Origin of the sequence: Serratia sp. EWG9 (assembly GCF_019913725.1) — a bacterium.
GTDB lineage: Bacteria > Pseudomonadota > Gammaproteobacteria > Enterobacterales > Enterobacteriaceae > Serratia > Serratia ureilytica.
Genome location: NZ_JADNRO010000004.1, coordinates 373134 through 394703, shown reverse-complemented (window position 1 = coordinate 394703; position 21570 = coordinate 373134). Strand labels below are relative to the sequence as shown.

The 21570-nt window shown below is 59.4% G+C and carries 14 protein-coding genes; 4 read left to right on the top strand and 10 right to left on the bottom strand.

Annotated features, from left to right (window positions below; genetic code table 11):
• Nucleotides 1-4: 4 nt before the first annotated feature.
• Nucleotides 5-1681, bottom strand: coding sequence for a multicopper oxidase CueO (cueO, locus tag ITX55_RS12505; RefSeq protein ID WP_193160591.1), 1677 nt, complete (start codon nt 1679-1681; stop codon nt 5-7).
• Between the two features lie 219 nt (nt 1682-1900).
• On the opposite strand from cueO, the gene ITX55_RS12500 reads away from it, so the two are divergent.
• The 3 genes from ITX55_RS12500 to speD all read left to right on the top strand — a co-directional run bounded on the left by ITX55_RS12500 (nt 1901) and on the right by speD (nt 4057).
• Nucleotides 1901-2248 (top strand): YacC family pilotin-like protein, encoded by a 348-nt coding sequence (locus ITX55_RS12500; RefSeq protein WP_033644927.1) that lies wholly within the window; start codon nt 1901-1903, stop codon nt 2246-2248.
• 123 nt (nt 2249-2371) lie between these two features.
• On the top strand, nt 2372-3235 hold the full coding sequence (gene speE, locus ITX55_RS12495) for a polyamine aminopropyltransferase (RefSeq protein WP_016930071.1): 864 nt from the start codon (nt 2372-2374) through the stop codon (nt 3233-3235).
• Between the two features lie 27 nt (nt 3236-3262).
• Entirely contained in the window at nt 3263-4057 is a 795-nt protein-coding gene (gene speD / locus ITX55_RS12490) for an adenosylmethionine decarboxylase (RefSeq protein WP_004937510.1), read from the top strand.
• Between the two features lie 32 nt (nt 4058-4089).
• On the opposite strand, the gene yacL is transcribed toward speD, so the two are convergent.
• The 6 genes from yacL to pdhR all read right to left on the bottom strand — a co-directional run bounded on the left by yacL (nt 4090) and on the right by pdhR (nt 14853).
• Entirely contained in the window at nt 4090-4452 is a 363-nt protein-coding gene (yacL, locus tag ITX55_RS12485) for a protein YacL (RefSeq protein WP_004937507.1), read from the bottom strand.
• A gap of 139 nt (nt 4453-4591) precedes the next feature.
• Entirely contained in the window at nt 4592-7189 is a 2598-nt protein-coding gene (acnB, locus tag ITX55_RS12480; protein ID WP_033644692.1) for a bifunctional aconitate hydratase 2/2-methylisocitrate dehydratase, read from the bottom strand.
• Nucleotides 7190-7704: 515 nt separating this feature from the next.
• Nucleotides 7705-9129: a dihydrolipoyl dehydrogenase gene (gene lpdA, locus ITX55_RS12475; RefSeq protein ID WP_033644926.1), complete on the bottom strand. Its 1425-nt coding sequence runs from the start codon at nt 9127-9129 to the stop codon at nt 7705-7707.
• 233 nt (nt 9130-9362) lie between these two features.
• Entirely contained in the window at nt 9363-11246 is a 1884-nt protein-coding gene (gene aceF / locus ITX55_RS12470; protein WP_033632105.1) for a pyruvate dehydrogenase complex dihydrolipoyllysine-residue acetyltransferase, read from the bottom strand.
• A gap of 13 nt (nt 11247-11259) precedes the next feature.
• Complete coding sequence (gene aceE, locus ITX55_RS12465; RefSeq protein ID WP_033632104.1) at nt 11260-13923, bottom strand: pyruvate dehydrogenase (acetyl-transferring), homodimeric type; 2664 nt, start codon at nt 13921-13923, stop codon at nt 11260-11262.
• A 165-nt stretch (nt 13924-14088) separates the two neighbouring features.
• Entirely contained in the window at nt 14089-14853 is a 765-nt protein-coding gene (gene pdhR / locus ITX55_RS12460) for a pyruvate dehydrogenase complex transcriptional repressor PdhR (protein ID WP_004937490.1), read from the bottom strand.
• A gap of 631 nt (nt 14854-15484) precedes the next feature.
• Between pdhR and ITX55_RS12455 the strand changes: the two genes are divergently transcribed.
• Nucleotides 15485-16861, top strand: a complete 1377-nt coding sequence (locus ITX55_RS12455; protein WP_042785360.1) for an amino acid permease — start codon at nt 15485-15487, stop codon at nt 16859-16861.
• A 63-nt stretch (nt 16862-16924) separates the two neighbouring features.
• On the opposite strand, the gene ITX55_RS12450 is transcribed toward ITX55_RS12455, so the two are convergent.
• The 3 genes from ITX55_RS12450 to ITX55_RS12440 are packed head-to-tail and all read right to left on the bottom strand — an operon-like array spanning nt 16925 to nt 21497.
• The gene (locus ITX55_RS12450; RefSeq protein ID WP_042785361.1) at nt 16925-18160 is read right to left on the bottom strand and encodes a cytochrome c; all 1236 of its coding nucleotides are present in this window, start codon (nt 18158-18160) and stop codon (nt 16925-16927) included.
• The gene (locus ITX55_RS12445) at nt 18157-18711 is read right to left on the bottom strand and encodes a (2Fe-2S)-binding protein (protein ID WP_015379038.1); all 555 of its coding nucleotides are present in this window, start codon (nt 18709-18711) and stop codon (nt 18157-18159) included. Before ITX55_RS12445 ends, ITX55_RS12450 begins: the two co-directional genes overlap by 4 nt.
• Entirely contained in the window at nt 18708-21497 is a 2790-nt protein-coding gene (locus ITX55_RS12440) for a xanthine dehydrogenase family protein molybdopterin-binding subunit (protein ID WP_223085096.1), read from the bottom strand. The genes ITX55_RS12445 and ITX55_RS12440 overlap by 4 nt, the downstream gene beginning before the upstream one ends.
• Nucleotides 21498-21570: the final 73 nt, after the last annotated feature.

Genomic DNA, 21570 nt, shown 5'->3' with positions numbered 1-21570 from the left:
GCGATCAATCGGCGACGGTAAAGCCCATCATCATGCCGGTATCTTCGTGTTCCAACAGGTGGCAGTGGGCCATATACGCATGTTCGCTGCTTGCCGGATGATCGAAACGCACCAGCACTTCGCTGCGCCAACCTTCGACGCGCACCGTGTCCTTCCAGCCGCTGCGATGCGCCGCCGGCGGTTTGCCGTTTTCCGACAGGATACGGAACTGGGTGCCGTGAATGTGGAACGGGTGCAGCATCATGTCGCCCTCGCCGGAAATGGTCCATTTTTCATACTGGCCCCGTTTGGCGGCGAACATCGGTTTGTTCATGTCGAAGGCCTTGCCGTTGATCATGTTGCCGTGGCTGAAGTCGAACGGTTTGGCGTTGCCCTGCGCGCCGCCATGATCCATCCCTGCCATCTTGCCATGATCCATGCCTTTCATGCTGCTCATGTCGCCGTGGTCCATGCCCTGCATGCCGCCCTTCTCCATGCCCTTCATGTTACCGTGGTCCATACCTTTCATGTCTCCAGCGCCCGTCGCGCCATGATTCATGCTCATGCCGGCCATCGCCTGATGACCATAACGATCCATCAGCGCCTGCATGCCGAGCATATCCAGCTGCGGATCCATCATCAGCTGCAGCCAACGCTCCTGGATGCCGGCGGTGGCAGGCAATGTCGGCAGCTTCACCAGGCTGTCCGGCATGGTTTTGATGCCCTGCGCCAACGACGGCTGAATGCGCAACACCGGCAGCGGCCGATCGAATGGCGCCAGCGTCATGCCCATCTGTTTCACCGGCAACGTCACGATGTCGAATGCTTTCCCGTCGGAGGCATCGACCAGCACTTCAAAGCGCTCGCCCATCAGCATCGGCAGCTCGGTCAGCTTCACCGGCTCCGCCAGAAAACCGCCGTCGCTGGCGATGACGTACAGCGGGCGGTTGTCACTGGCCGCCAGATTCAGCGAGCGGGCGTTGCAACCGTTGAGGAAACGCAAACGCAGCCAACCGCGCGGCGCCAGATGTTGCGGGTACTGCGCGCCGTTGGTAAACATGCGATCGCCAAACCAACCCACCGCCGCGCTCATCACGTCCAGCCGATATTCGATCTGGGCATCTTTGCCCAAGCGCTTATCCTGCAGGATCACCGGAATGTCATCCTGCCCCCAGGTTTTCGGCAGCGGCAGTTTGGCGCTTTCATCGTCTTCCAGCAGCACCAGCCCCGCCAGCCCCATCATCACCTGGCTGCCGGTTTTACCGTGGGTATGCGGGTGGAACCAGCAGGTGGCCGCCGGTTGATCGACGGTGAAATTCACCGTGCGCGTTGCGCCGGGATGGATCAACGCCTGCGGGCCGCCATCGACGTCGCCGGGGATTTCCAGGCCGTGCCAGTGGACGGTACTGGCTTCCGCCAGGCTGTTTTTGATATCGACCGTCACCGGCTGACCCCGCTGCAGCTTCACCGCCGGCCCGAGCAGCGCGCCGTTGAATCCCCAGGTTTTGGTGGCGGCGCCGGGCAACCAGCGGGTTTCCCCCGCCTGCAGCGCCAGCGCAATCTTTCCCTGCGCGTCGGGCGTTAACAACGGGGGCACCGGCAGAGCCGGCCGCTCGGCCGCTAAGGCGGCCCGGCTCCATAACGGCAATGCGCTCGCGGCGCCCAATGCAGCGGTCAATTTAATAAAATCACGGCGTAACATCGCTGACTCCCTTTTCTCAGTGACATAACTCAACGCAGCCAGCCTAAACCTTCCCCCAGGCGGAAGGTCAAGCCTTTCCTGGCGGTATTTTAAGCTATGCCTCACAATCAAGAGCGCGCCGTGGGTGAGCGCTATGGCAGCGCCCGTCAGCAATAAAATTTGGTGCCTTTACAGGCAAGTGTGGTAACGTCTGCAGACGACAAACAGGCCTATTTCATGATGAAAAAAACAACGTTAACGATGCTGTTGCTGGCGATGCTGGGCTTCTCCAACGCCAGTCTGGCGCTGAATGAATCCGAGGCGGAAGATCTGGCCGATCTGACGGCGGTATTTATTTATTTGAAAAATGATTGCGGCTACAACGATTTGCCAAATGCGCAAATCAAGCGCGCCATCGTCTATTTCGCGCAACAAAACCGCTGGGATTTGAGCAACTACAACAGCTTTAACATGAAGGCGCTGGGCGAAGACAGCTATCGCGATCTGAGCGGCATCGCCATTCCAACGCCCAAGAAGTGCAAATCGCTGGCGCGCGACTCCCTGAGCCTGCTGGCCTACGCCAATTAATCTTCCCCCTCGCCCGTCCGCCCTCCGCTCTCTCTGTCTGAAATTCAACCGTGCATCGCCAGGCAGAGTTAGCTATGATGTTGCGCCGATTTTTCATGGCTGTTATTACGGAGTTTCCCGCACATGACCCAGAAAGAAATTTGGTACGAAACGCTGCATACGGGCTTCGGCCAGTACTTTTCGGTAGAGAAGGTGCTGTACCGCGAGAAGACCGATCATCAGGATCTGGTGATCTTCGAGAACCCGGTGCTGGGGCGCGTGATGGCGCTCGACGGCGTGGTGCAAACCACCGAGCGTGACGAGTTCATCTATCACGAAATGCTGACCCACGTGCCGCTGTTGGCGCACGGCCAGGCGAAGAAAGTGCTGATCATCGGCGGCGGCGACGGCGGCATGCTGCGCGAAGTCAGCCGGCATCCTGGCGTTGAGCAGATCACCATGGTCGAAATCGACGCCGGCGTCGTCGAGTTCTGCCGCCAGTACCTGCCCAACCACAGCGCCGGCGCCTATGACGATCCGCGCTTCAAGCTGGTGATCGACGACGGCGTCAACTTCGTGAATCAAACCGACGAAACGTTCGATGTGATCATCTCCGACTGCACCGATCCGATCGGCCCCGGCGAAAGCCTGTTCACCTCGGCGTTTTATGAAGGCTGCGCCCGCTGCCTGAATGAGGGCGGCATTTTCGTCGCGCAAAACGGCGTCTGTTTCCTGCAGCAGGACGAGGCGGTCAACAGCCACGCCAAACTGAGCCGCTACTTTAGCGACGTCAGCTTCTATCAGGCGGCGATCCCGACCTATTACGGCGGCATCATGACCTTCGCCTGGGCGAGCCAGAACCCGGCGCTGCGCCAGCGCGATCTGCCAACCCTGCAACAGCGCTTTAACCAAAGCGGCCTACACTGCCGTTATTACAACCCGGCAATTCACGTCGGCAGCTTTGCCCTGCCGCAATATTTGCTCAATGCCCTGAACGTAACACGTTAAGCGAGAAGATAAAGGAGGTGGCCCAAATTGCATAAGCTAAAACTGCACGGCTTCAACAACCTGACCAAGAGCCTGAGTTTTTGTATTTACGATATTTGTTACGCCAAAACCGCGGACGATCGCGACGGCTATATCGCCTACATAGACGAACAATATAACGCCAACCGGCTGACCGAGATCCTGAGCGAAACCTGCTCGATCATCGGCGCCAATATTCTGAACATCGCGCGTCAGGACTACGAGCCGCAGGGCGCCAGCGTCACCATCCTGGTCAGCGAAGAGCCGATCGATCCGAAAGACGTCGATACGTCGGAACACCCCGGTCCGCTGCCGAATACGGTCGTCGCGCACCTGGACAAGAGCCATATCTGCGTGCACACCTACCCGGAAAGCCATCCGGAAGGCGGGCTGTGCACCTTCCGCGCCGATATCGAGGTCTCGACCTGCGGCGTCATTTCGCCCCTCAAGGCGCTGAACTACTTAATTCACCAGCTGGAATCCGACATCGTCACCATGGACTATCGCGTGCGCGGTTTTACCCGCGACGTGAACGGCGTGAAACATTACATCGATCATGAGATCAATTCGATCCAGAACTTTATGTCGGAAGACATCAAGGCGCTGTACCACATGATGGACGTGAACGTTTACCAGGAAAATATCTTCCATACCAAGATGTTGCTGAAGGATTTCGATCTGAAGCACTACCTGTTTAACGCGGAGCCGGAGGCGTTGAGCGCAGCCGAACGCAAGCAGATCACCGATCTGTTATGGAAAGAGATGCAGGAAATCTATTACGGCCGCAATATTCCGCATCTGTGATGGAAAGGGCGCGGCGCGCCGCGCCCTGATGCTTAGTACTTCAGCATGAAAGAACGATAGGCCTTCAACACCAGCAGGAAATCCTCAACGCCGCAGAATGAGAGGCTTTCTTCGTCGTAGTAGTTCATCCCCTCTTCCATTTCGTCGCCCTCGAACTCCAGCTGATTGGCGCGGATCATCACTTCTTCACCATCCATCAGCAGCGTATATTCATGGCCTTCCAGCTGCCATTGGCGCTCGCTGCCTTTGACCTCGGCCGCGCCGGCTTCAATGCGGTCCAGCAGGTTGAAATCGCCTTTGACTTCTTCGTTGATCCAGTGGCCAATCGCTTCATGCCCCATCGAAAATCTGACGATCACCTGACCGGTGACGTCACGCAGAAATTCGTAATCCATAGCATGCCCTCCTGAGCCCTTTTTCTTAGTGTAAACATAAATGGCGGACTAACTCAGTGAGCGCTCGCAAAGTTGGCAACTGAGCAAAATAAAACGGGAGGCCAAGGCCTCCCGTTAAACAGTTGCGCAATATAGCGGCTTACACGGCGGTTTGGAAGATCACGCCGTCGGCTTTTTCGGTGTACTGGCCCAGCTGGTCAAAGTTCAGGTAGCGGTAGGTATCCGCCGCCGTCTTATCGACCTGCGCCATATAGGTCTGGTACTCGTCCGGCGTCGGCAGGCGGCCCAGCAGGGACGCTACCGCGGCCAGTTCGGCAGACGCCAGATAGACGTTGGCGCCGGTGCCCAGACGGTTCGGGAAGTTACGGGTTGAGGTGGAAACCACCGTCGCGCCGTCCGCCACGCGCGCCTGGTTGCCCATGCACAGCGAGCAGCCCGGGATCTCGATACGCGCGCCGCTCTTGCCGAAGACGCTGTAGTAGCCTTCTTCAGTCAGCTGAGCCGCATCCATCTTGGTTGGCGGCGCCACCCACAGACGAGTCGGCAGCTGGCCCTTGTGCTGATCCAGCAGCTTGCCCGCCGCGCGGAAATGGCCGATGTTGGTCATGCAAGAACCGATGAACACTTCATCGATTTTGCTGTTGGCCACGTCAGACAGCAGGCGCGCATCGTCAGGATCGTTCGGCGCACACAGGATCGGCTCTTTGATCTCGTTCAGATCGATGTCGATCACCGCTGCGTATTCCGCATCCGCATCGCCTTCCAGCAGTTGCGGATCCGCCAGCCATTTTTCCATGCCCTGAATACGGCGCTCCAGCGTACGGCGATCGCCGTAGCCTTCGGAGATCATCCACTTCAGCAGCACGATGTTGGAGTTCAGGTACTCTTCAATCGGCGCCTTGTCCAGCTTGATGGTACAACCGGCGGCGGAACGTTCGGCGGACGCATCGGTCAGCTCAAACGCCTGCTCGACCTTCAGATCCGGCAGGCCTTCGATCTCCAGAATGCGGCCGGAGAAGATGTTTTTCTTGCCCTTCTTCTCGACGGTCAGCAGACCCTGCTGGATCGCGTAGTAAGGGATGGCGTGCACCAGATCGCGCAGGGTGATGCCCGGCTGCATTTTGCCTTTGAAGCGCACCAGCACCGACTCAGGCATATCCAGCGGCATCACGCCGGTCGCGGCGGCAAACGCCACCAGGCCGGAACCGGCCGGGAAGGAGATGCCGATCGGGAAGCGGGTGTGGGAATCGCCGCCGGTGCCGACGGTGTCAGGCAGCAGCATGCGGTTCAGCCAGGAGTGGATCACGCCGTCGCCCGGGCGCAGCGAGACGCCGCCGCGGTTCATGATGAAGTCAGGCAGCGTGTGGTGCGTGGTCACGTCGACCGGTTTCGGGTACGCAGCGGTGTGGCAGAACGACTGCATGACGAGATCGGCGGAGAAGCCGAGGCAGGCCAGGTCTTTCAGCTCATCGCGGGTCATCGGGCCGGTGGTGTCCTGAGAGCCGACGGAGGTCATCTTCGGCTCGCAGTATTCGCCAGGGCGAATGCCGGCGACGCCGCAGGCGCGGCCGACCATTTTCTGCGCCAGCGAGAAGCCTTTGTTGCTGGCGGCTACCGGTTTGGCGATGCGGAACACGTCGCTGTGCGGCAGACCCAGCGCTTCGCGCGCCTTGGTGGTCAGGCCGCGGCCGATGATCAGCGGGATACGGCCGCCGGCGCGCACTTCATCCAGCAGCACGTCGGTTTTCAGCTCGAAGTTGGCGATCAGCGCGCCGGTTTCGTGGTTGCGCACTTCACCTTTGTACGGGTAAACGTCGATCACGTCGCCCATGTTCAGCTCGGACACGTCCACTTCGATCGGCAAGGCGCCGGCATCTTCCATGGTGTTGAAGAAGATAGGCGCAATCTTGCCGCCCAGCACCACGCCACCGCCGCGCTTGTTCGGCACGTGCGGGATGTCGTCGCCCATGAACCACAGCACCGAGTTGGTGGCGGATTTACGGGAGGAACCGGTGCCGACCACGTCGCCGACGTAGGCCAGCGGGAAGCCTTTCTTGTTCAGCAGCTCGATCTGTTTGATCGGGCCGACGCTGCCCGGCTGATCCGGCACGATGCCTTCACGTTCGTTTTTCAGCATCGCCAGCGCGTGCAGCGGGATATCCGGGCGCGACCAGGCGTCCGGCGCCGGAGACAGGTCATCGGTGTTGGTTTCGCCGGTCACTTTGAACACGGTGACGGTGATCTTTTCCGCCAGCTCCGGGCGCGACAGGTACCATTCGGCATCGGCCCAGGACTGCATGATCTGCTTGGCGTGCGCGTTGCCGGCTTTCGCCTTCTCTTCCACATCGTAGAAGTTGTCGAACATCAGCAGCGTGTGGGACAGCGCTTTGGCGGCGATCGGCGCCAGCTTTTCGTTGTCCAGGGCTTCGATCAGCGGATGAATGTTATAGCCGCCCTGCATGGTGCCTAACAGTTCAATGGCTTTCTCGGGGGTAACCAGGGGGGATGTCGCTTCACCTTTGGCGATGGCCGCCAGGAAACCTGCTTTGACGTAGGCGGCTTCGTCGACGCCCGGTGGAACACGGTTAATCAGCAGGTCTAACAGGAATTCTTCTTCGCCTTTTGGCGGATTCTTCAGTAGTTCGACCAGCGCGGCCATTTGGGTGGCGTCTAGCGGCTTAGGGGCGATGCCCTCAGCAGCACGCTCGGCTACGTGCTTACGGTATTCTTCTAGCACGACGTTCTCCTCGCTCTCATTGTCATTTATTGTGCCTGGCGTATATGCAAACCGGGTTTATACCCTTTGGGTTTCACTCTGTGGCTAGGCGATCGGCCCGTAAAGGCCCCGAAACGGTGATTGGGGCAAACAAGCACGGTCAAACAGCGTTACAGCATGAAAGACTGATGGGTAGAGCGCACGGCGATATTGATGCCATCTATCCTGACGGGGCACTGCTGTCGATGTCCTGGACTGTAAGGTACAGTGCCCGGTTCCGCTCAGCCAGCATATCAGGATTTGAAACGGTTGTTAATTCGTTCACATAAAAGCAACATTAAATCTTTGCTGAATCGTTGAGCGCAGCGTAATCGGCTGCCGGACAAACAGGGCATTATATCCACATAATTAAAATGGATATAAGCATGAGGATCGGAATTTGGCGCAGCGGCCACAAAAAACCGCGTTCTGCATCTGAGCAAAAAAAAAGCGGCCCCTTCTCAGGAGCCGCTTGTTAACCGGTCAAACCAGCAGAATTACTTCTTCTTGGCTTTCGGGTTAGGCAGGTCGGTGATGCTGCCTTCGTAGATTTCCGCCGCCAGGCCCACGGATTCGTGCAGGGTCGGGTGAGCGTGGATGGTCAGCGCGATGTCTTCCGCGTCGCAGCCCATCTCGATAGCCAGACCGATTTCACCCAGCAGCTCGCCGCCGTTGGTGCCGACAATCGCGCCACCGATGATGCGGTGAGTTTCTTTGTCGAAGATCAGTTTGGTCATGCCGTCTGCACAGTCGGAAGCGATCGCACGGCCGGAAGCCGCCCACGGGAAGGTGGAGGTTTCGTAGCTGATGCCTTTCTCTTTCGCTTCTTTCTCGGTCAGACCCACCCACGCCACTTCCGGCTCGGTGTAAGCGATGGATGGGATCACTTTCGGATCGAAGTAGTGCTTCATGCCGGCGATAACTTCTGCGGCGACGTGGCCTTCGTGCACGCCTTTGTGCGCCAGCATCGGCTGACCGACGATGTCGCCGATGGCGAAGATGTGTGGCACGTTGGTGCGCAGCTGTTTGTCGACGTTGATGAAGCCACGCTCGTCAACTTCAACACCGGCTTTGCCGGCATCCAGCAGTTTACCGTTCGGCACGCGGCCGATCGCCACCAGCACCGCGTCGTAACGCTGTGGTTCTGCCGGCGCTTTTTTACCTTCCATCGTGACGTAAATGCCGTCTTCTTTGGCTTCTACCGCGGTCACTTTGGTTTCCAGCATCAGGTTGAACTGCTTGCTGATACGTTTGGTGAAGACTTTCACCACGTCTTTATCTGCCGCCGGGATAACCTGATCGAACATTTCAACGACGTCGATCTGTGAACCCAGCGCATGGTATACGGTGCCCATTTCCAGGCCGATGATGCCGCCGCCCATAACCAGCAGACGCTCAGGGACGGTTTTCAGCGCCAGCGCATCGGTAGAATCCCACACGCGTGGATCTTCATGAGGAATGAATGGCAGTTGGATCGGACGAGAACCTGCAGCGATGATGGCGTTGTCGAAGTTGATGGTGGTTGGGCCGTTTTCGCCTTCAACAACCAGGGTGTTAGCGCCGGTGAACTTGCCCAGGCCGTTGACCACTTTCACTTTACGGCCTTTCGCCATGCCAGCCAGACCGCCGGTCAGCTGAGTGATGACTTTTTCTTTCCAGACGCGCACTTTGTCGATGTCGGTTTTCGGCTCGCCGAAAACGATGCCGTGTTCGGCCAACGCTTTGGCTTCTTCGATCACTTTGGCAACGTGCAGCAGTGCTTTGGAAGGGATACATCCCACGTTCAGGCAAACCCCGCCCAGAGTGGAATAACGTTCAACCAGAACGGTTTCAAGACCTAAGTCAGCGCAACGAAAGGCTGCAGAGTAACCTGCCGGGCCCGCCCCAAGTACCACGACCTGAGTTTTAATTTCAGTACTCATCATGACCTCTTAATTGATTGTCCGGCGGGTCAGACGTCATTTTTATTGCTAATCGATCTCATAACGCCCTTCATCCACCGGGACGCTTACACCGCGAGCAGTTTACAGAATTGTTAATAATCTGCAAAGCGTGTTCGAGTGACCCGTGTCTCAACAATTTTGTCGAGTTATGCAAAATCCGACAAAACTGCTACAGAATCGTCAGGGGCGCAGCATGCTGCGCCCCTTTTGCATTACATCACCAGACGGCGAATGTCGGACAACATGTTGTTGATGATGGTGATGAAGCGCGCACCATCGGCACCGTCGATAACGCGGTGGTCGAAGGACAGCGACATCGGCATCATCAGGCGCGGCATGAACTCTTTACCGTTCCAGACCGGCTCCATCGCAGACTTGGAGACACCCAGGATAGCCACTTCCGGCGCGTTGACGATCGGCGCGAAGTGAGTTGTCCCGATGCCGCCCAGGCTGGAGATGGTGAAGCAGCCGCCCTGCATCTCGCCCGCGGTCAGCTTGCCGTCGCGCGCTTTCTTGGAGATGGTCATCAGCTCGCGAGACAGCTCGGTGATGCTCTTCTTGTTCACGTCCTTGAACACCGGAACCACCAGGCCGTTCGGGGTATCTACCGCCACGCCGATGTTGATGTATTTCTTCAGCGTCAGCTTCTGACCGTCTTCGGACAGCGAGCTGTTGAAGCGCGGCATCTGCTCCAGAGCGGCAGCGACAGCTTTCATGATGAACACGACAGGCGTGAACTTCACGTCCAGCTTGCGCTTGGCCGCTTCTTCGTTCTGCTGCTTGCGGAACGCTTCCAGATCGGTGATGTCGGTTTTGTCGAAGTGAGTCACGTGCGGGATCATCACCCAGTTGCGGCTCAGGTTCGCGCCAGAGATCTTCTGGATGCGGCCCATTTCGACTTCTTCGATCTCGCCGAACTTGCTGAAGTCCACTTTCGGCCATGGCAGCATGCCTGGCAGACCGCCGCCGGCAGCAGCCGGGGCCGCTTCAGCGCGTTTCACCGCGTCTTTCACGTAAGCCTGAACGTCTTCGCGCAGGATGCGGCCTTTACGACCGGTGCCTTTCACTTTCGCCAGGTTAACGCCGAATTCACGCGCCAGACGACGAATGACCGGAGTCGCGTGCACGTAGGCCGCGTTCTCGGCGAACTCGCCTTTGTCTTCAGCTTTCGCAGCCGGAGCGGCGGCTTTAGCGGCGGCCGGCGCCGGAGCAGCGTCCGCTTTAGCGGCTGGAGCGGCGGCAGCGGCAGGCGCAGCGCCTTCCACTTCGAACACCATGATCAGGGAGCCGGTTTTCACTTTGTCGCCGGTCGCGATCTTGATCTCTTTCACGGTGCCCGCGAACGGCGCTGGCACTTCCATGGAGGCCTTGTCGCCTTCCACGGTGATCAGAGACTGCTCGGCGGCAACCTTGTCGCCCACCTTGACCATCACCTCGGTCACTTCGACTTCGTCACCGCCGATATCCGGCACGGCGACGTCTTTAGCCGCCGAGGCCGCAGGCGCTGCGGCGGCAGCCGGTGCTTGCGCCGCAGCCGGGGCCGCAGCGGAAGCGGCGCCGGCCACTTCAAACACCATGATCAGGGAACCGGTTTTCACTTTGTCGCCGGTCGCGATCTTGATCTCTTTCACGGTGCCCGCGAACGGCGCAGGGACTTCCATGGAAGCCTTGTCGCCTTCCACAGTGATCAGGGACTGCTCGGCTTCCACCTTATCGCCCACTTTCACCAGGATCTCGGTCACTTCGACTTCGTCGGCGCCGATATCCGGCACGGCAACGTCTTTGGCCGCAGCGGCAGCCGGGGCAGCTGCTGCCGCCGCCGGTTTTTCTTCCGCTTTCGCCGCCGGTGCAGCTTCCGCTGCGCCTGCCGCTTCGAAGATCATGATCAGTTTGCCGGTTTCGGTTTTATCGCCGACCGCCACTTTGATCTCTTTCACCACGCCCGCCTGCGGGGAGGGCACTTCCATGGAAGCCTTGTCGCCTTCCACGGTGATCAGCGATTGTTCCGCTTCAACTTTATCGCCGACCTTCACCAGAATCTCGGTGATTTCGACTTCATCTGCACCGATGTCCGGTACGTTGATTTCGATAGACATTATTCAGTACCTCTTAGGCCAGACGCGGGTTAACTTTTTCCGGGTTGATGTCGAATTTCTTGATTGCATCAGCAACCACGGAAGCTTCGATCTCACCGCGTTTAGCCAGTTCACCCAGAGCAGCAACCACCACGTAGGACGCATCGACTTCGAAGTGGTGACGCAGGTTTTCGCGGCTGTCCGAACGACCGAAGCCGTCGGTGCCCAGTACGCGATAATCGCTGGCCGGCACATAAGTACGAACCTGTTCGGCGAACAGTTTCATGTAGTCGGTAGAGGCTACCGCCGGCGCGTCGTTCATCACCTGAGCGATGTAAGGCACGCGTGGCGCTTCGGTTGGGTGCAGCATGTTCCAACGCTCGCAATCCTGGCCGTCGCGCGCCAGTTCGGTGAACGAGGTCACGCTGTAGGTGTCGGAACCCACGCCGTAGTCCTTCGCCAGGATCTGCGCAGCTTCGCGCACGTGGCGCAGGATGGCGCCGGAGCCCAGCAGCTGCACCTTGCCTTTGCTGCCTTCCAGCGTTTCCAGCTTGTAGATACCCTTGCGGATACCTTCTTCCGCACCCTGCGGCATCGCAGGCATGTGGTAGTTTTCGTTCAGCGTGGTCAGGTAGTAGTACACGTTTTCCGGGTTGTCGCCATACATGCGCACCAGACCGTCGTGCATGATGACCGCCACTTCGTACGCGTAAGCCGGATCGTAAGAGATGCAGTTAGGGATGGTCAGAGACTGAATGTGGCTGTGGCCATCTTCGTGCTGCAGACCTTCGCCGTTCAGGGTAGTACGGCCCGAGGTCCCGCCGATCAGGAAGCCGCGCGCCTGTTGGTCGCCCGCTGCCCAGCACAGGTCGCCGATACGTTGGAAACCGAACATCGAGTAGTAGATGTAGAACGGAATCATCGGCAGATCGTTGGTGCTGTAGGAGGTCGCTGCGGCCAGCCAGGAAGAGGCTGCGCCCAGTTCGTTGATGCCTTCCTGCAGGATTTGGCCTTTCTCGTCTTCTTTGTAGTAAGCAACCTGCTCACGGTCCTGCGGGGTGTACTGCTGGCCGTTCGGGCTGTAGATACCGATCTGACGGAACAGACCTTCCATACCGAAGGTACGCGCTTCGTCGGCGATGATTGGCACCAGGCGATCTTTGATCGACTTGTTCTTCAGCATCACGTTCAGGGCACGCACGAAAGCGATAGTGGTGGAGATCTCTTTGTTCTGCTCTTCCAGCAGCGAGCTGAAATCTTCCAGCGCCGGCATTTCCAGCTTCTGGGTGAACTCCGGCAGACGGGTAGGCACGTAGCCTTTCAGCGCCTGGCGACGTTCGTGCAGGTATTTGTACTCTTCGGAATCTTTCTCGAAGGTGATGTACGGCAGTTTTTCGATGTCAGCATCGGCAACCGGCACGTTGAAACGATCGCGGAAGTGGTGAACCCCTTCCATGTTCATTTTTTTCACCTGGTGAGCGATGTTTTTACCTTCCGCGGTTTCACCCATGCCGTAACCTTTGATGGTGTGGGCCAGGATAACGGTCGGTTTGCCTTTGGTGTCCTGCGCTTTTTTCAGTGCAGCGAAGATTTTCTTCGGATCGTGACCACCACGGTTCAGCGCCCAGATTTCGTCGTCGGTCATGTCTTTGACCAGCGCCGCGGTTTCCGGGTAACGGCCGAAGAAGTGCTCGCGCACGTAAGCGCCGTCTTTGGATTTGAAGGTCTGGTAGTCGCCGTCCAGGGTCTCGTTCATCAGCTGAACCAGTTTACCGCTGGTGTCTTTGCGCAGCAGCTCATCCCAACGGCCGCCCCAGATCACTTTCAGCACCTGCCAGCCTGCGCCGGAGAAGATGCCTTCCAGTTCGTTGATGATCTTGCCGTTACCGGTGACCGGGCCGTCCAGGCGCTGCAGGTTGCAGTTGATGACGAACACCAGGTTGTCCAGCTTCTCGCGGGTGGCGATGGTGATGGCGCCTTTGGATTCCGGCTCATCCATCTCACCGTCGCCCAGGAAGGCGTAAACGGTCTGCTCAGAGGTGTCTTTCAGGCCGCGGTGTTCCAGGTATTTCAGGAACTTCGCCTGATAGATGGCGCTGATTGGGCCCAGGCCCATGGATACGGTCGGGAACTGCCAGAATTCCGGCATCAACTTAGGATGCGGGTAAGAGGACAGGCCGTTGCCGTGCACTTCCTGACGGAAGTTGTTCATCTGTTCTTCGGTCAGGCGGCCTTCAAGGAAGGCGCGCGCGTAAACGCCCGGAGAGATGTGGCCCTGGAAGTAGACCAGGTCGCCGCCGTCTTTCTCGTTGCGTGCGCGGAAGAAGTGGTTAAAGCAGACTTCATAGAAGGTCGCGGAAGACTGGAAGGAAGCCATGTGGCCGCCCAGCTCCAGGTCTTTCTTGGATGCGCGCAGAACGGTCATGATCGCGTTCCAACGGATCGCAGAGCGAATGCGGCGTTCCAGATCCAGGTTGCCTGGGTAAGCCGGTTCGTCTTCTACCGCGATGGTGTTGACGTAGTTGTGCGCTGCAGCGCCGGCCGCAACGTTAACGCCGCCTTTGCGGGCTTCTCCCAATACCTGATCAATCAGAAACTGAGCTCGCTCAACACCCTCTTCACGGATGACCGATTCGATCGCCTGCAGCCAGTCGCGGGTTTCGATCGGATCCACGTCATTGTTTAAACGTTCTGACATGGTGGTATTCCTTATCTGTCTAATGGTTTGTTTGGAGCCTGTCTTCCTGTGCTCTGTGAAAAAACACACGAAGACAGGCCCATCAGTTTAGTTGCCGCTTAAGTACTTAACTAAGTACCTCGAACTTAACCCCCCCAGGCTGGTGTACCCTGAAGAGGACAGCTCTTAATCCTTGCGTTGCTGGAGACGCCGCAGCGATCTCTCGCGCCGAGTATGCTCCCGGCTGAGATCCAGCAAGATTTCCTCGATAAACGCCAAGTGGCGATGCGAGGCTTCACGGGCCTTTTCCGGCTCGCGTGCCACAATCGCCTCAAAAATTCCGGCGCGGTGGCTGCTCACTTTTGCCAACATCTCACGGCGCGAGTAGAGCAATTCAAAGTTCTGACGCACGTTCTGTTCCAGCATCGGCCCCATGCAGCGTAGCAGGTGAAGTAACACAACGTTGTGAGCGGCTTCAGTCACGGCGATTTGATACTGCATGACCGCATCGGCTTCGGCGTCGAGATCGCCGCTGTCTTGAGCCTGTTGAATCACGATGTGGCAGTCGCGGATGCGCGCCAGATCTTCATCGGTGCCGCGCAGCGCCGCGTAATAGGCGGCAATGCCTTCCAGCGCGTGACGGGTTTCCAGCAGATCGAACTGTGATTCGGGATGGTCGGCCAGCAGCTCGGCCAGCGGATCGCTGAAGCTCTGCCACAGATTAGTTTGCACGAAGGTGCCGCCGCCCTGACGGCGCAGGAGCAGCCCTTTCGCTTCAAGGCGCTGAATGGCCTCTCTCAGAGAAGGACGGGAGACATCAAATTGTTTCGCCAGCTCGCGCTCCGGAGGCAGTTTTTCGCCTGGGCGCAGTGTCCCCTCGAGGATCAGGTATTCGAGCTGTTGCTCGATAACATCTGACAACTTGGGTTGGCGGATTTTGCTGTAGGCCATGAGTGAATTCTTCTCTGCGAATGGCGCGGAGTCAATTGGTAATACCAATTTCAAAAACGTGACGGTAAAGTAACAAAGTATTCACCTCCTGTCCATACGGGCCTTGATCGAAATCAGGTTACCCGCACATTTTAACACCCCGCTGAAAACCCCGCTGCAAACCGGTAACGCCGTGATGGTATTACCATTTACGCGGCGGGTTGGGGATTTAACTTTTACCAAACCTTACGCAAGGCAGAGTGCAAACTTTTTGCCCGAGTTTTATTGCATGGTTATTACGCTTTAATGAATGGCTATTTGGCGAACAGCGCAACGGCGGTTCGTTCATTATTTGAACGCGGCCCACCGTTCAGATCTACGTTATTTTTGCGCATTATGTGATTTGTTGCTTATTTCATGCACTGAATCCCCCCTGCCGTCACACAACCCGCATTTTGTTTCCTAAACTGCTGCAATCTTAATCACTCACACGACAAAGCAGGTGCAAACCGACGCGCATAACATTATTCTCTGCCAAACGGTAGCGGCGCCGTGGAATTAATAGCTATAACGCCGTAAATAAAACAAAACACACATCGTAACCACTGCTTTACAGGCAGGTGGGCATTCACAACGACAGAGGGTTAGATTGATGGATGGTCAACAGCATGGTGACCAGCTGAAGCGCGGCCTGAAAAACCGCCATATTCAGCTCATCGCCTTAGGTGGCGCAATCGGCACCGGGTTATTTCTCGGTATCGCTCAAACAATAAAAATGGCCGGCCCGTCAGTGCTCCTCGGCTACGCCATCGGCGGCTTCATCGCGTTTCTGATCATGCGCCAGCTGGGGGAAATGGTGGTGGAAGAGCCGGTCGCCGGCTCCTTCAGCCACTTCGCCTACAAATACTGGGGCAACTTCGCCGGCTTCGCCTCCGGCTGGAACTACTGGGTGCTGTATGTCCTGGTGGCGATGGCGGAGCTGACCGCGGTCGGCATCTACGTGCAGTACTGGTGGCCGGAGATCCCCACCTGGGTTTCCGCCGCGGTATTCTTCCTGGCGATCAACGCCATCAACCTGGCCAACGTGAAAGTTTACGGCGAGATGGAGTTCTGGTTCGCCATCATCAAAGTGGTGGCGATTATCGGCATGATCGTGTTCGGCGCCTACCTGCTGTTCAGCGGCATGGGCGGCCCGGAAGCCACCGTCACCAACCTGTGGGCGCAGGGCGGGTTCTTCCCGAACGGCGTCATGGGCCTGGTGATGGCGATGGCGGTGATCATGTTCTCCTTCGGCGGCCTCGAGCTGGTCGGCATCACCGCCGCCGAAGCCGACAACCCGCAAAAAAGCATTCCGAAAGCCACCAATCAGGTGATCTACCGCATCCTGATCTTCTATATCGGTTCACTGGCCATTCTGCTGTCGCTGTACCCGTGGGGCAAAGTGGTCGAAGGCGGCAGCCCGTTCGTGCTGATCTTCCACGCGCTGAACAGCAACCTGGTGGCGACCGTGCTGAACATCGTGGTGCTCACCGCCGCGCTGTCGGTCTACAACAGCTGCGTCTACTGCAACAGCCGCATGCTGTACGGCCTGGCGCAGCAGGGCAACGGCCCGAAAAGCCTGCTGAAGGTCGACGGCCGCGGCGTGCCGGTGGTGGCCATCGGCATTTCCGCCCTCGCCACCGCGCTGTGCGTACTGATTAACTACCTGATCCCGGGCCGCGCCTTCGAACTGCTGATGGCGTTAGTGGTATCGGCGCTGGTGATCAACTGGGCGATGATCAGCCTGGCGCACCTGAAATTCCGCGCCGCCAAAAACCGCGAAGGCGTGGTGCCGAAGTTCAAAGCGTTCTGGTACCCGTTCAGCAACTACCTGTGCCTGCTGTTCATGGCCGGCATCCTGGTGATCATGTACCTGACGCCGGGCATTCAAATCTCGGTGCTGCTGATCCCGGTATGGGTGGCGATCCTGGCCGTCGGTTACGCCATCAAACAGCGCAGCCAACGTGTCGCCGGCGTCACCAGCCGTTGAATCGCGTGACCGCGCAATAAAATGGCCCGCAGATGCGGGCCATTTTTTTCGTCTGAACGCCGCTTACTTGCGCAGCGCTTTCACCTGCTCGGCGGTGACGTCCGCCGGCAAACCGCCCCAGGTCACCCGCAGGTAGTTTACCAGTTCCGCCACGTCGGCATCGCTCAGACGCTCGCCGAAGCCCGGCATGCTCTGCATGCTTTCACCGTTCGGGAACTGCTGGGCCGGCAGGCCGTCCAGCACCGACACGATCAGGTTCTTGCCGTCCGCCTGGCGCAGCGTGGCGTTATCGCGCATCGCCGGTGCGACGTGCGGTTTGCCTTCGCCTTCGCGCGCATGGCAGCCGGCGCACTGATCCAGATAGGTCATGCGCCCGGCATCGCTGCCCTGCCCCATTTTCACCGGCACTGCCGCCGGCGGCTGCTCGCCCATCAGATACAGCGCCAGCGCCTGATGGTCTTCCGGCGTCAAATGACGGGTGCTGAGATCCACCACCATATGCATCTCACTGAAGGCCGAACCCTGCGGCGCGAGGCCGGTGCCGAGGAAGCGGCTGACGTCCTGCGGCGTCCAGCCGCGCTGCGCCAGGCCGTGCGGCGTAATGTCCGGCGCCATGAAGCGGCCGAGATCGCCGCCCTGCATCGGCTTGCCGAGATCCATCTGCCCCAGCGCGCCGCGCGGCGTGTGGCATTCGCCACAGTGGCCCAGCACGTCGGCCAGATAGCGGCCGCGCTGCCATTGCGGCGAGCTGCCCTGCGAACTGGCCGGCAGCGGATCCTGGCTGCGGAACAGCAGATTCCAGCCGATCAGCGCCATGCGCTGGTTGAACGGGAACGGCATCTCGTTGGCCGGAATGGCCACGTCCACCGCCGGGCGCGTCATCAGGTAAGCGTAGATGTCATCGGCGTCCTGACGCGAAATGCCCTTGTACGAGGTGTAAGGCATCGCCGGGTACAGATGCCGCCCGCCCGGCGCCACGCCCTGCGTCAGCGCCAGGAAGAAGTCGTCCTTGCTCCAGCGCCCGATGCCGTGGTCGGCCGACGGCGTCAGGTTGCTGCCGTAAATCGTGCCGAACGGCGTGTCCAGCGGATAGCCGCCGGCCAACGGCGCCCCGCCGCTGGCGGTATGGCAGGCGGCGCAGTCGGCGGCCTGCGCCAGATAGCGGCCGCGCGCGATCTGTTCGGCGCTGGCGGTCACCTGCTGCACCGGGCCGTCGTAACGGCGGTTTTCCCGCCACCACAACAGCGCAATCACCACGATCGCCACCAGCACAATCAACACTGCGAGACGTTTTTTCATTGCGCCGTCTCCTTCAGCAGGCCCGGCGTTTTCAGCACCACGTCGCGCACCGCTTCGTAGTAGCGCACGTAGCCGGTGCAGCGGCAGATGTGGCTGTCCAGCGCCTGCTCGATGGCGTTCTCCAGCTGATCGCGGGCGATCGGCTCACGCTTGAGCTTTTCCACGAAGATGGTGGCGGCGTTGACGAAACCTGGCGTGCAGTAGCCGCACTGGAAGCTGTAGTGCTCCAGAAACGCCTGCTGGATCGGCGACAGCTCAACCACCTCCCCCTGTTCGTCCACCCTGGCGTGGCCTTCGACGGTGCGCACTTTCTTGCCGTTGAAGAAATGCGCGCCGGTGATGCAGGTGCGCACCTCTTCGCTGGTGCCGCTCGGGTGATCGACAATAGCCACGCAGGCGTGGCAAATGCCCTGCCCGCAGCCGAGGCGCGAACCGGTCAAATCGAGATACTCGTGCAGGAAATCGATCATCATCAAGCCTTCCGGCACCTCGATCGGGCCGTACTGTTTCTCGTTGATGGTCAGGGAAATCGGCTGGGTTTTAATGCTCATTGTAATACCTCACGAATATTTTCTGCACGAACGGGCAAATCACGGAAACGGTGGCCGGTGGCGTCGGCAATGGCGTTGACCAGCGCGGCCACGATCGGGATCATCACCACTTCCGCCATGCCTTTCGGCGGATCGGTTTCCGACAGCGCCGGCAGGATGTCGCCGCTCTGTTTCCATACCGCCACGTCGCTGGCGCGCGGCAGGTGGTAACGGTTGAAGTTCCAGGTGCCGTTGCCCGGGCCGTCTTCGTACAGCGGTAAATATTCGTGCAGCGCATGGCCAATGCCCATCGCCAGCCCGCCCTGCAGTTGGCCGGAAACCAGTTCCGGCACGATCAGGTTGCCACACTCCATGATCGAGTGGTGATTCAGCAACTCCACCTGGCCGGTGGCGATATCCACCGCCACTTCCGCCAACGTGCCGACGGCGCTGTAGTAGGTCACCGCCGCATTGTTGCGCTGGGTCGGCGGGTAGTAGACCTGCCCGCGCGCCAACGGTTTGAATTCGCCGCCGGCGTTGCGCAGCGCCATGCCGTCGATCGGCAGGCGTTCGCTTTTGCCGTTCAACGTGAAATCGGCCTCCGCCCACTGCCAGCGGTTGAACACATGCACCGCCGCGCCGGTGACGCCGCCCATCTGATAAGCCGTCTTGGCCAGCAGCTCGAGGCTCAGCACCGACATGCCCGCCGCCGTCAGGCCGCCTTCGACCCAACGCGCATCTTCGCGCCGCACCACCAGCGGCGCCGCCTGGCCGCCGCCGATACCAGCCTGCCACAGCGCCATCGCCGCCGGCCACAGGCCGTGATCGAAGATCAGGCGCGCCGCTTCGCGGGTGCTGTGCGAGAAGTAATAGGCCGAGTTGCTGGCGCTCGACGGCGAACAGTAGCTCGGCGTCCAGTTGGGGTTGGTTTGCAGCTTATCCTGCTCTTCCTGCGACATCAGGTAAGGATCGCCGCTGGTGACCATCGGCAATACCGACCAGTCGGTGACCGAGAAGTGCGCTTCGTCGGCCGGTTTGCCCAGCCACTGCGCGCACAATACCGACTGCGAGGTCGACATGCCGGTGCCCATCTCCGCGCCGCTGTGATGCAGGGTGATGCGGCCGTCTTCGCTCAGCTCCACCCGGGCGAACGAGGTTTCCGCCCCGGTGCCGAAGTCTTTCTGCACGCAGCCGAAGCCGACGCCATAGCGCTTGCCGGGATGGCGGCTCTCAAACTCGGCCTTGCGTTCGGCGCGCTTAAGCCATATCTCATGCTTCGCCGCCTTTTCCAGCACTTCATCGGCGCGGATCGCACCGGCCGGGATCGCCCCCTGGGTGTTTTTCATGCCGGATTTCAGCACGTTGCGCAGGCGGAACTCGATCGGGTCAATCTTCAGCTCGGCGGCCAACTCATCCACCATCATCTCGGTGGCGGCCATGCTCTGCAGCGTGCCGTAACCGCGCGCCGAACCGGCGTCGATGGCGCGTGAAGCCAGCCCGACCGACGACAGATCGCTTTTCGGGAAGTAGTAAATCGACTGGGCGGCGGTTGCGCCGACCATCACCACTGAAGGGGTAAAGTTGCTGCGGCCGCCGCCGTCCGCGGTCATGTCACCGAGGAACGACTGCATGACGCCGGTCTGCTTATTCACCGCGATGCGGTAGTTCATGTCGAACGCGTGGCGCTTCAACGCCGTCTGGAACTGTTCGAAGCGATCGTTGGCCAGGCGCACCGGGTGGCCGTCGCCATACATCGCCGCCACCGCGCCGTAATACGGGAAGTTGTAGTGGTCTTTCGAGCCGTAGCCCACGGTATAGCACGGGTGCAGGATCAGCTGTTTCACCGGCGGATTGCGCTTGGCCAGCATGCGCGGCATCTCGTCGGCCACTTCCTGCGGCGACTGAGTCGGCACCACCAGATGCAAGGTTTGCGTCTGCGCGTCGAACCAGCCGTTGGCGTTGTCCGGCTCCAGCGCCGAGGTGTCGATCGACTGCGTGGTGTAGCGGCGCGACATTACCAACCAGTCGGCCGGCGGATTCGCCAACTCGTCGGCGATCATCCCTGCATAGCGCATGCCTTCCTGATCCAGCTTGCCGCCCTCGCGCCCTTCCGGCCACACCGGCAGGTGTTTTTTCATCGACACCGGGAAGATCGGCGTGTCCTTCAGGCTGGAGAAGCGATCGTCGTCGAACGGCTGTTCTCCCCCCACCCGCACATAGCGGAAGCTGCCCCAGGGATCGCGCTCGAGCGGGCCGGTCACCGCGCCGTATTTGATGGTTTCTTCGCGGAATTTCAGCTTGTCCTTGGCGAAGCGGAAACGGGCGAAGTCGTGATAGATCAGGATCGCCACCGCCTGGCCGAGGTAGGCCGGAGTTTTGCCGCTCGGCAGCAGCATGTCGTCACCGTAGAACGCCGGAAAGGCCAGGCCGTCGCGCGCCAGATCTTCCGCCGTCACCAGGCGATCCGGCTGCAGATCGTCCCCCAACAGCGACAGATCGACCCCTTCGAACAACCGGTCGGCCTTGGTCACGCGCAGAATGAAGGCGTGCGCCTGTTTCTGCGGCCAGTGCGGCATGTCCACCGCGCGGATATCGCGCGCGAACACCTTCTGCCCCATGACCTTGGCGCGGCCGTCGATACGGAAACGCACGCGCTTGGCCTGCGGATCCCAATTGGGCGGCTGGAGGATTTTTTGCTCGAACAGCGCGGCGTAGGCGCGGCTGTACAGGGGGGCGAGGTACACGGATACCCCCGCAATCACGGCGCTTTTGATAAAGCGACGCCGCGACGGGTTGAAATTGCTCATAAATAAGTCCTTCACGTCTTTCTTGTAATTGGTTTTTGTTCGCGGTGTTGTTGCGCAAACGCTGACGACCTTG

Bases quoted from the DNA above. Each gene is read 5' to 3' on its own strand.
- cueO (WP_193160591.1), bottom strand. From the start codon at position 1,681: ATGTTACGCCGTGATTTTATTAAATTGACCGCTGCATTGGGCGCCGCG.
- ITX55_RS12500 (WP_033644927.1), top strand. From the start codon at position 1,901: ATGAAAAAAACAACGTTAACGATGCTGTTGCTGGCGATGCTGGGCTTC.
- speE (WP_016930071.1), top strand. From the start codon at position 2,372: ATGACCCAGAAAGAAATTTGGTACGAAACGCTGCATACGGGCTTCGGC.
- yacL (WP_004937507.1), bottom strand. From the start codon at position 4,452: ATGGATTACGAATTTCTGCGTGACGTCACCGGTCAGGTGATCGTCAGA.
- lpdA (WP_033644926.1), bottom strand. From the start codon at position 9,129: ATGAGTACTGAAATTAAAACTCAGGTCGTGGTACTTGGGGCGGGCCCG.
- aceF (WP_033632105.1), bottom strand. From the start codon at position 11,246: ATGTCTATCGAAATCAACGTACCGGACATCGGTGCAGATGAAGTCGAA.
- aceE (WP_033632104.1), bottom strand. From the start codon at position 13,923: ATGTCAGAACGTTTAAACAATGACGTGGATCCGATCGAAACCCGCGAC.
- pdhR (WP_004937490.1), bottom strand. From the start codon at position 14,853: ATGGCCTACAGCAAAATCCGCCAACCCAAGTTGTCAGATGTTATCGAG.
- ITX55_RS12455 (WP_042785360.1), top strand. From the start codon at position 15,485: ATGGATGGTCAACAGCATGGTGACCAGCTGAAGCGCGGCCTGAAAAAC.
- ITX55_RS12450 (WP_042785361.1), bottom strand. From the start codon at position 18,160: ATGAAAAAACGTCTCGCAGTGTTGATTGTGCTGGTGGCGATCGTGGTG.
- ITX55_RS12445 (WP_015379038.1), bottom strand. From the start codon at position 18,711: ATGAGCATTAAAACCCAGCCGATTTCCCTGACCATCAACGAGAAACAG.
- ITX55_RS12440 (WP_223085096.1), bottom strand. From the start codon at position 21,497: ATGAGCAATTTCAACCCGTCGCGGCGTCGCTTTATCAAAAGCGCCGTG.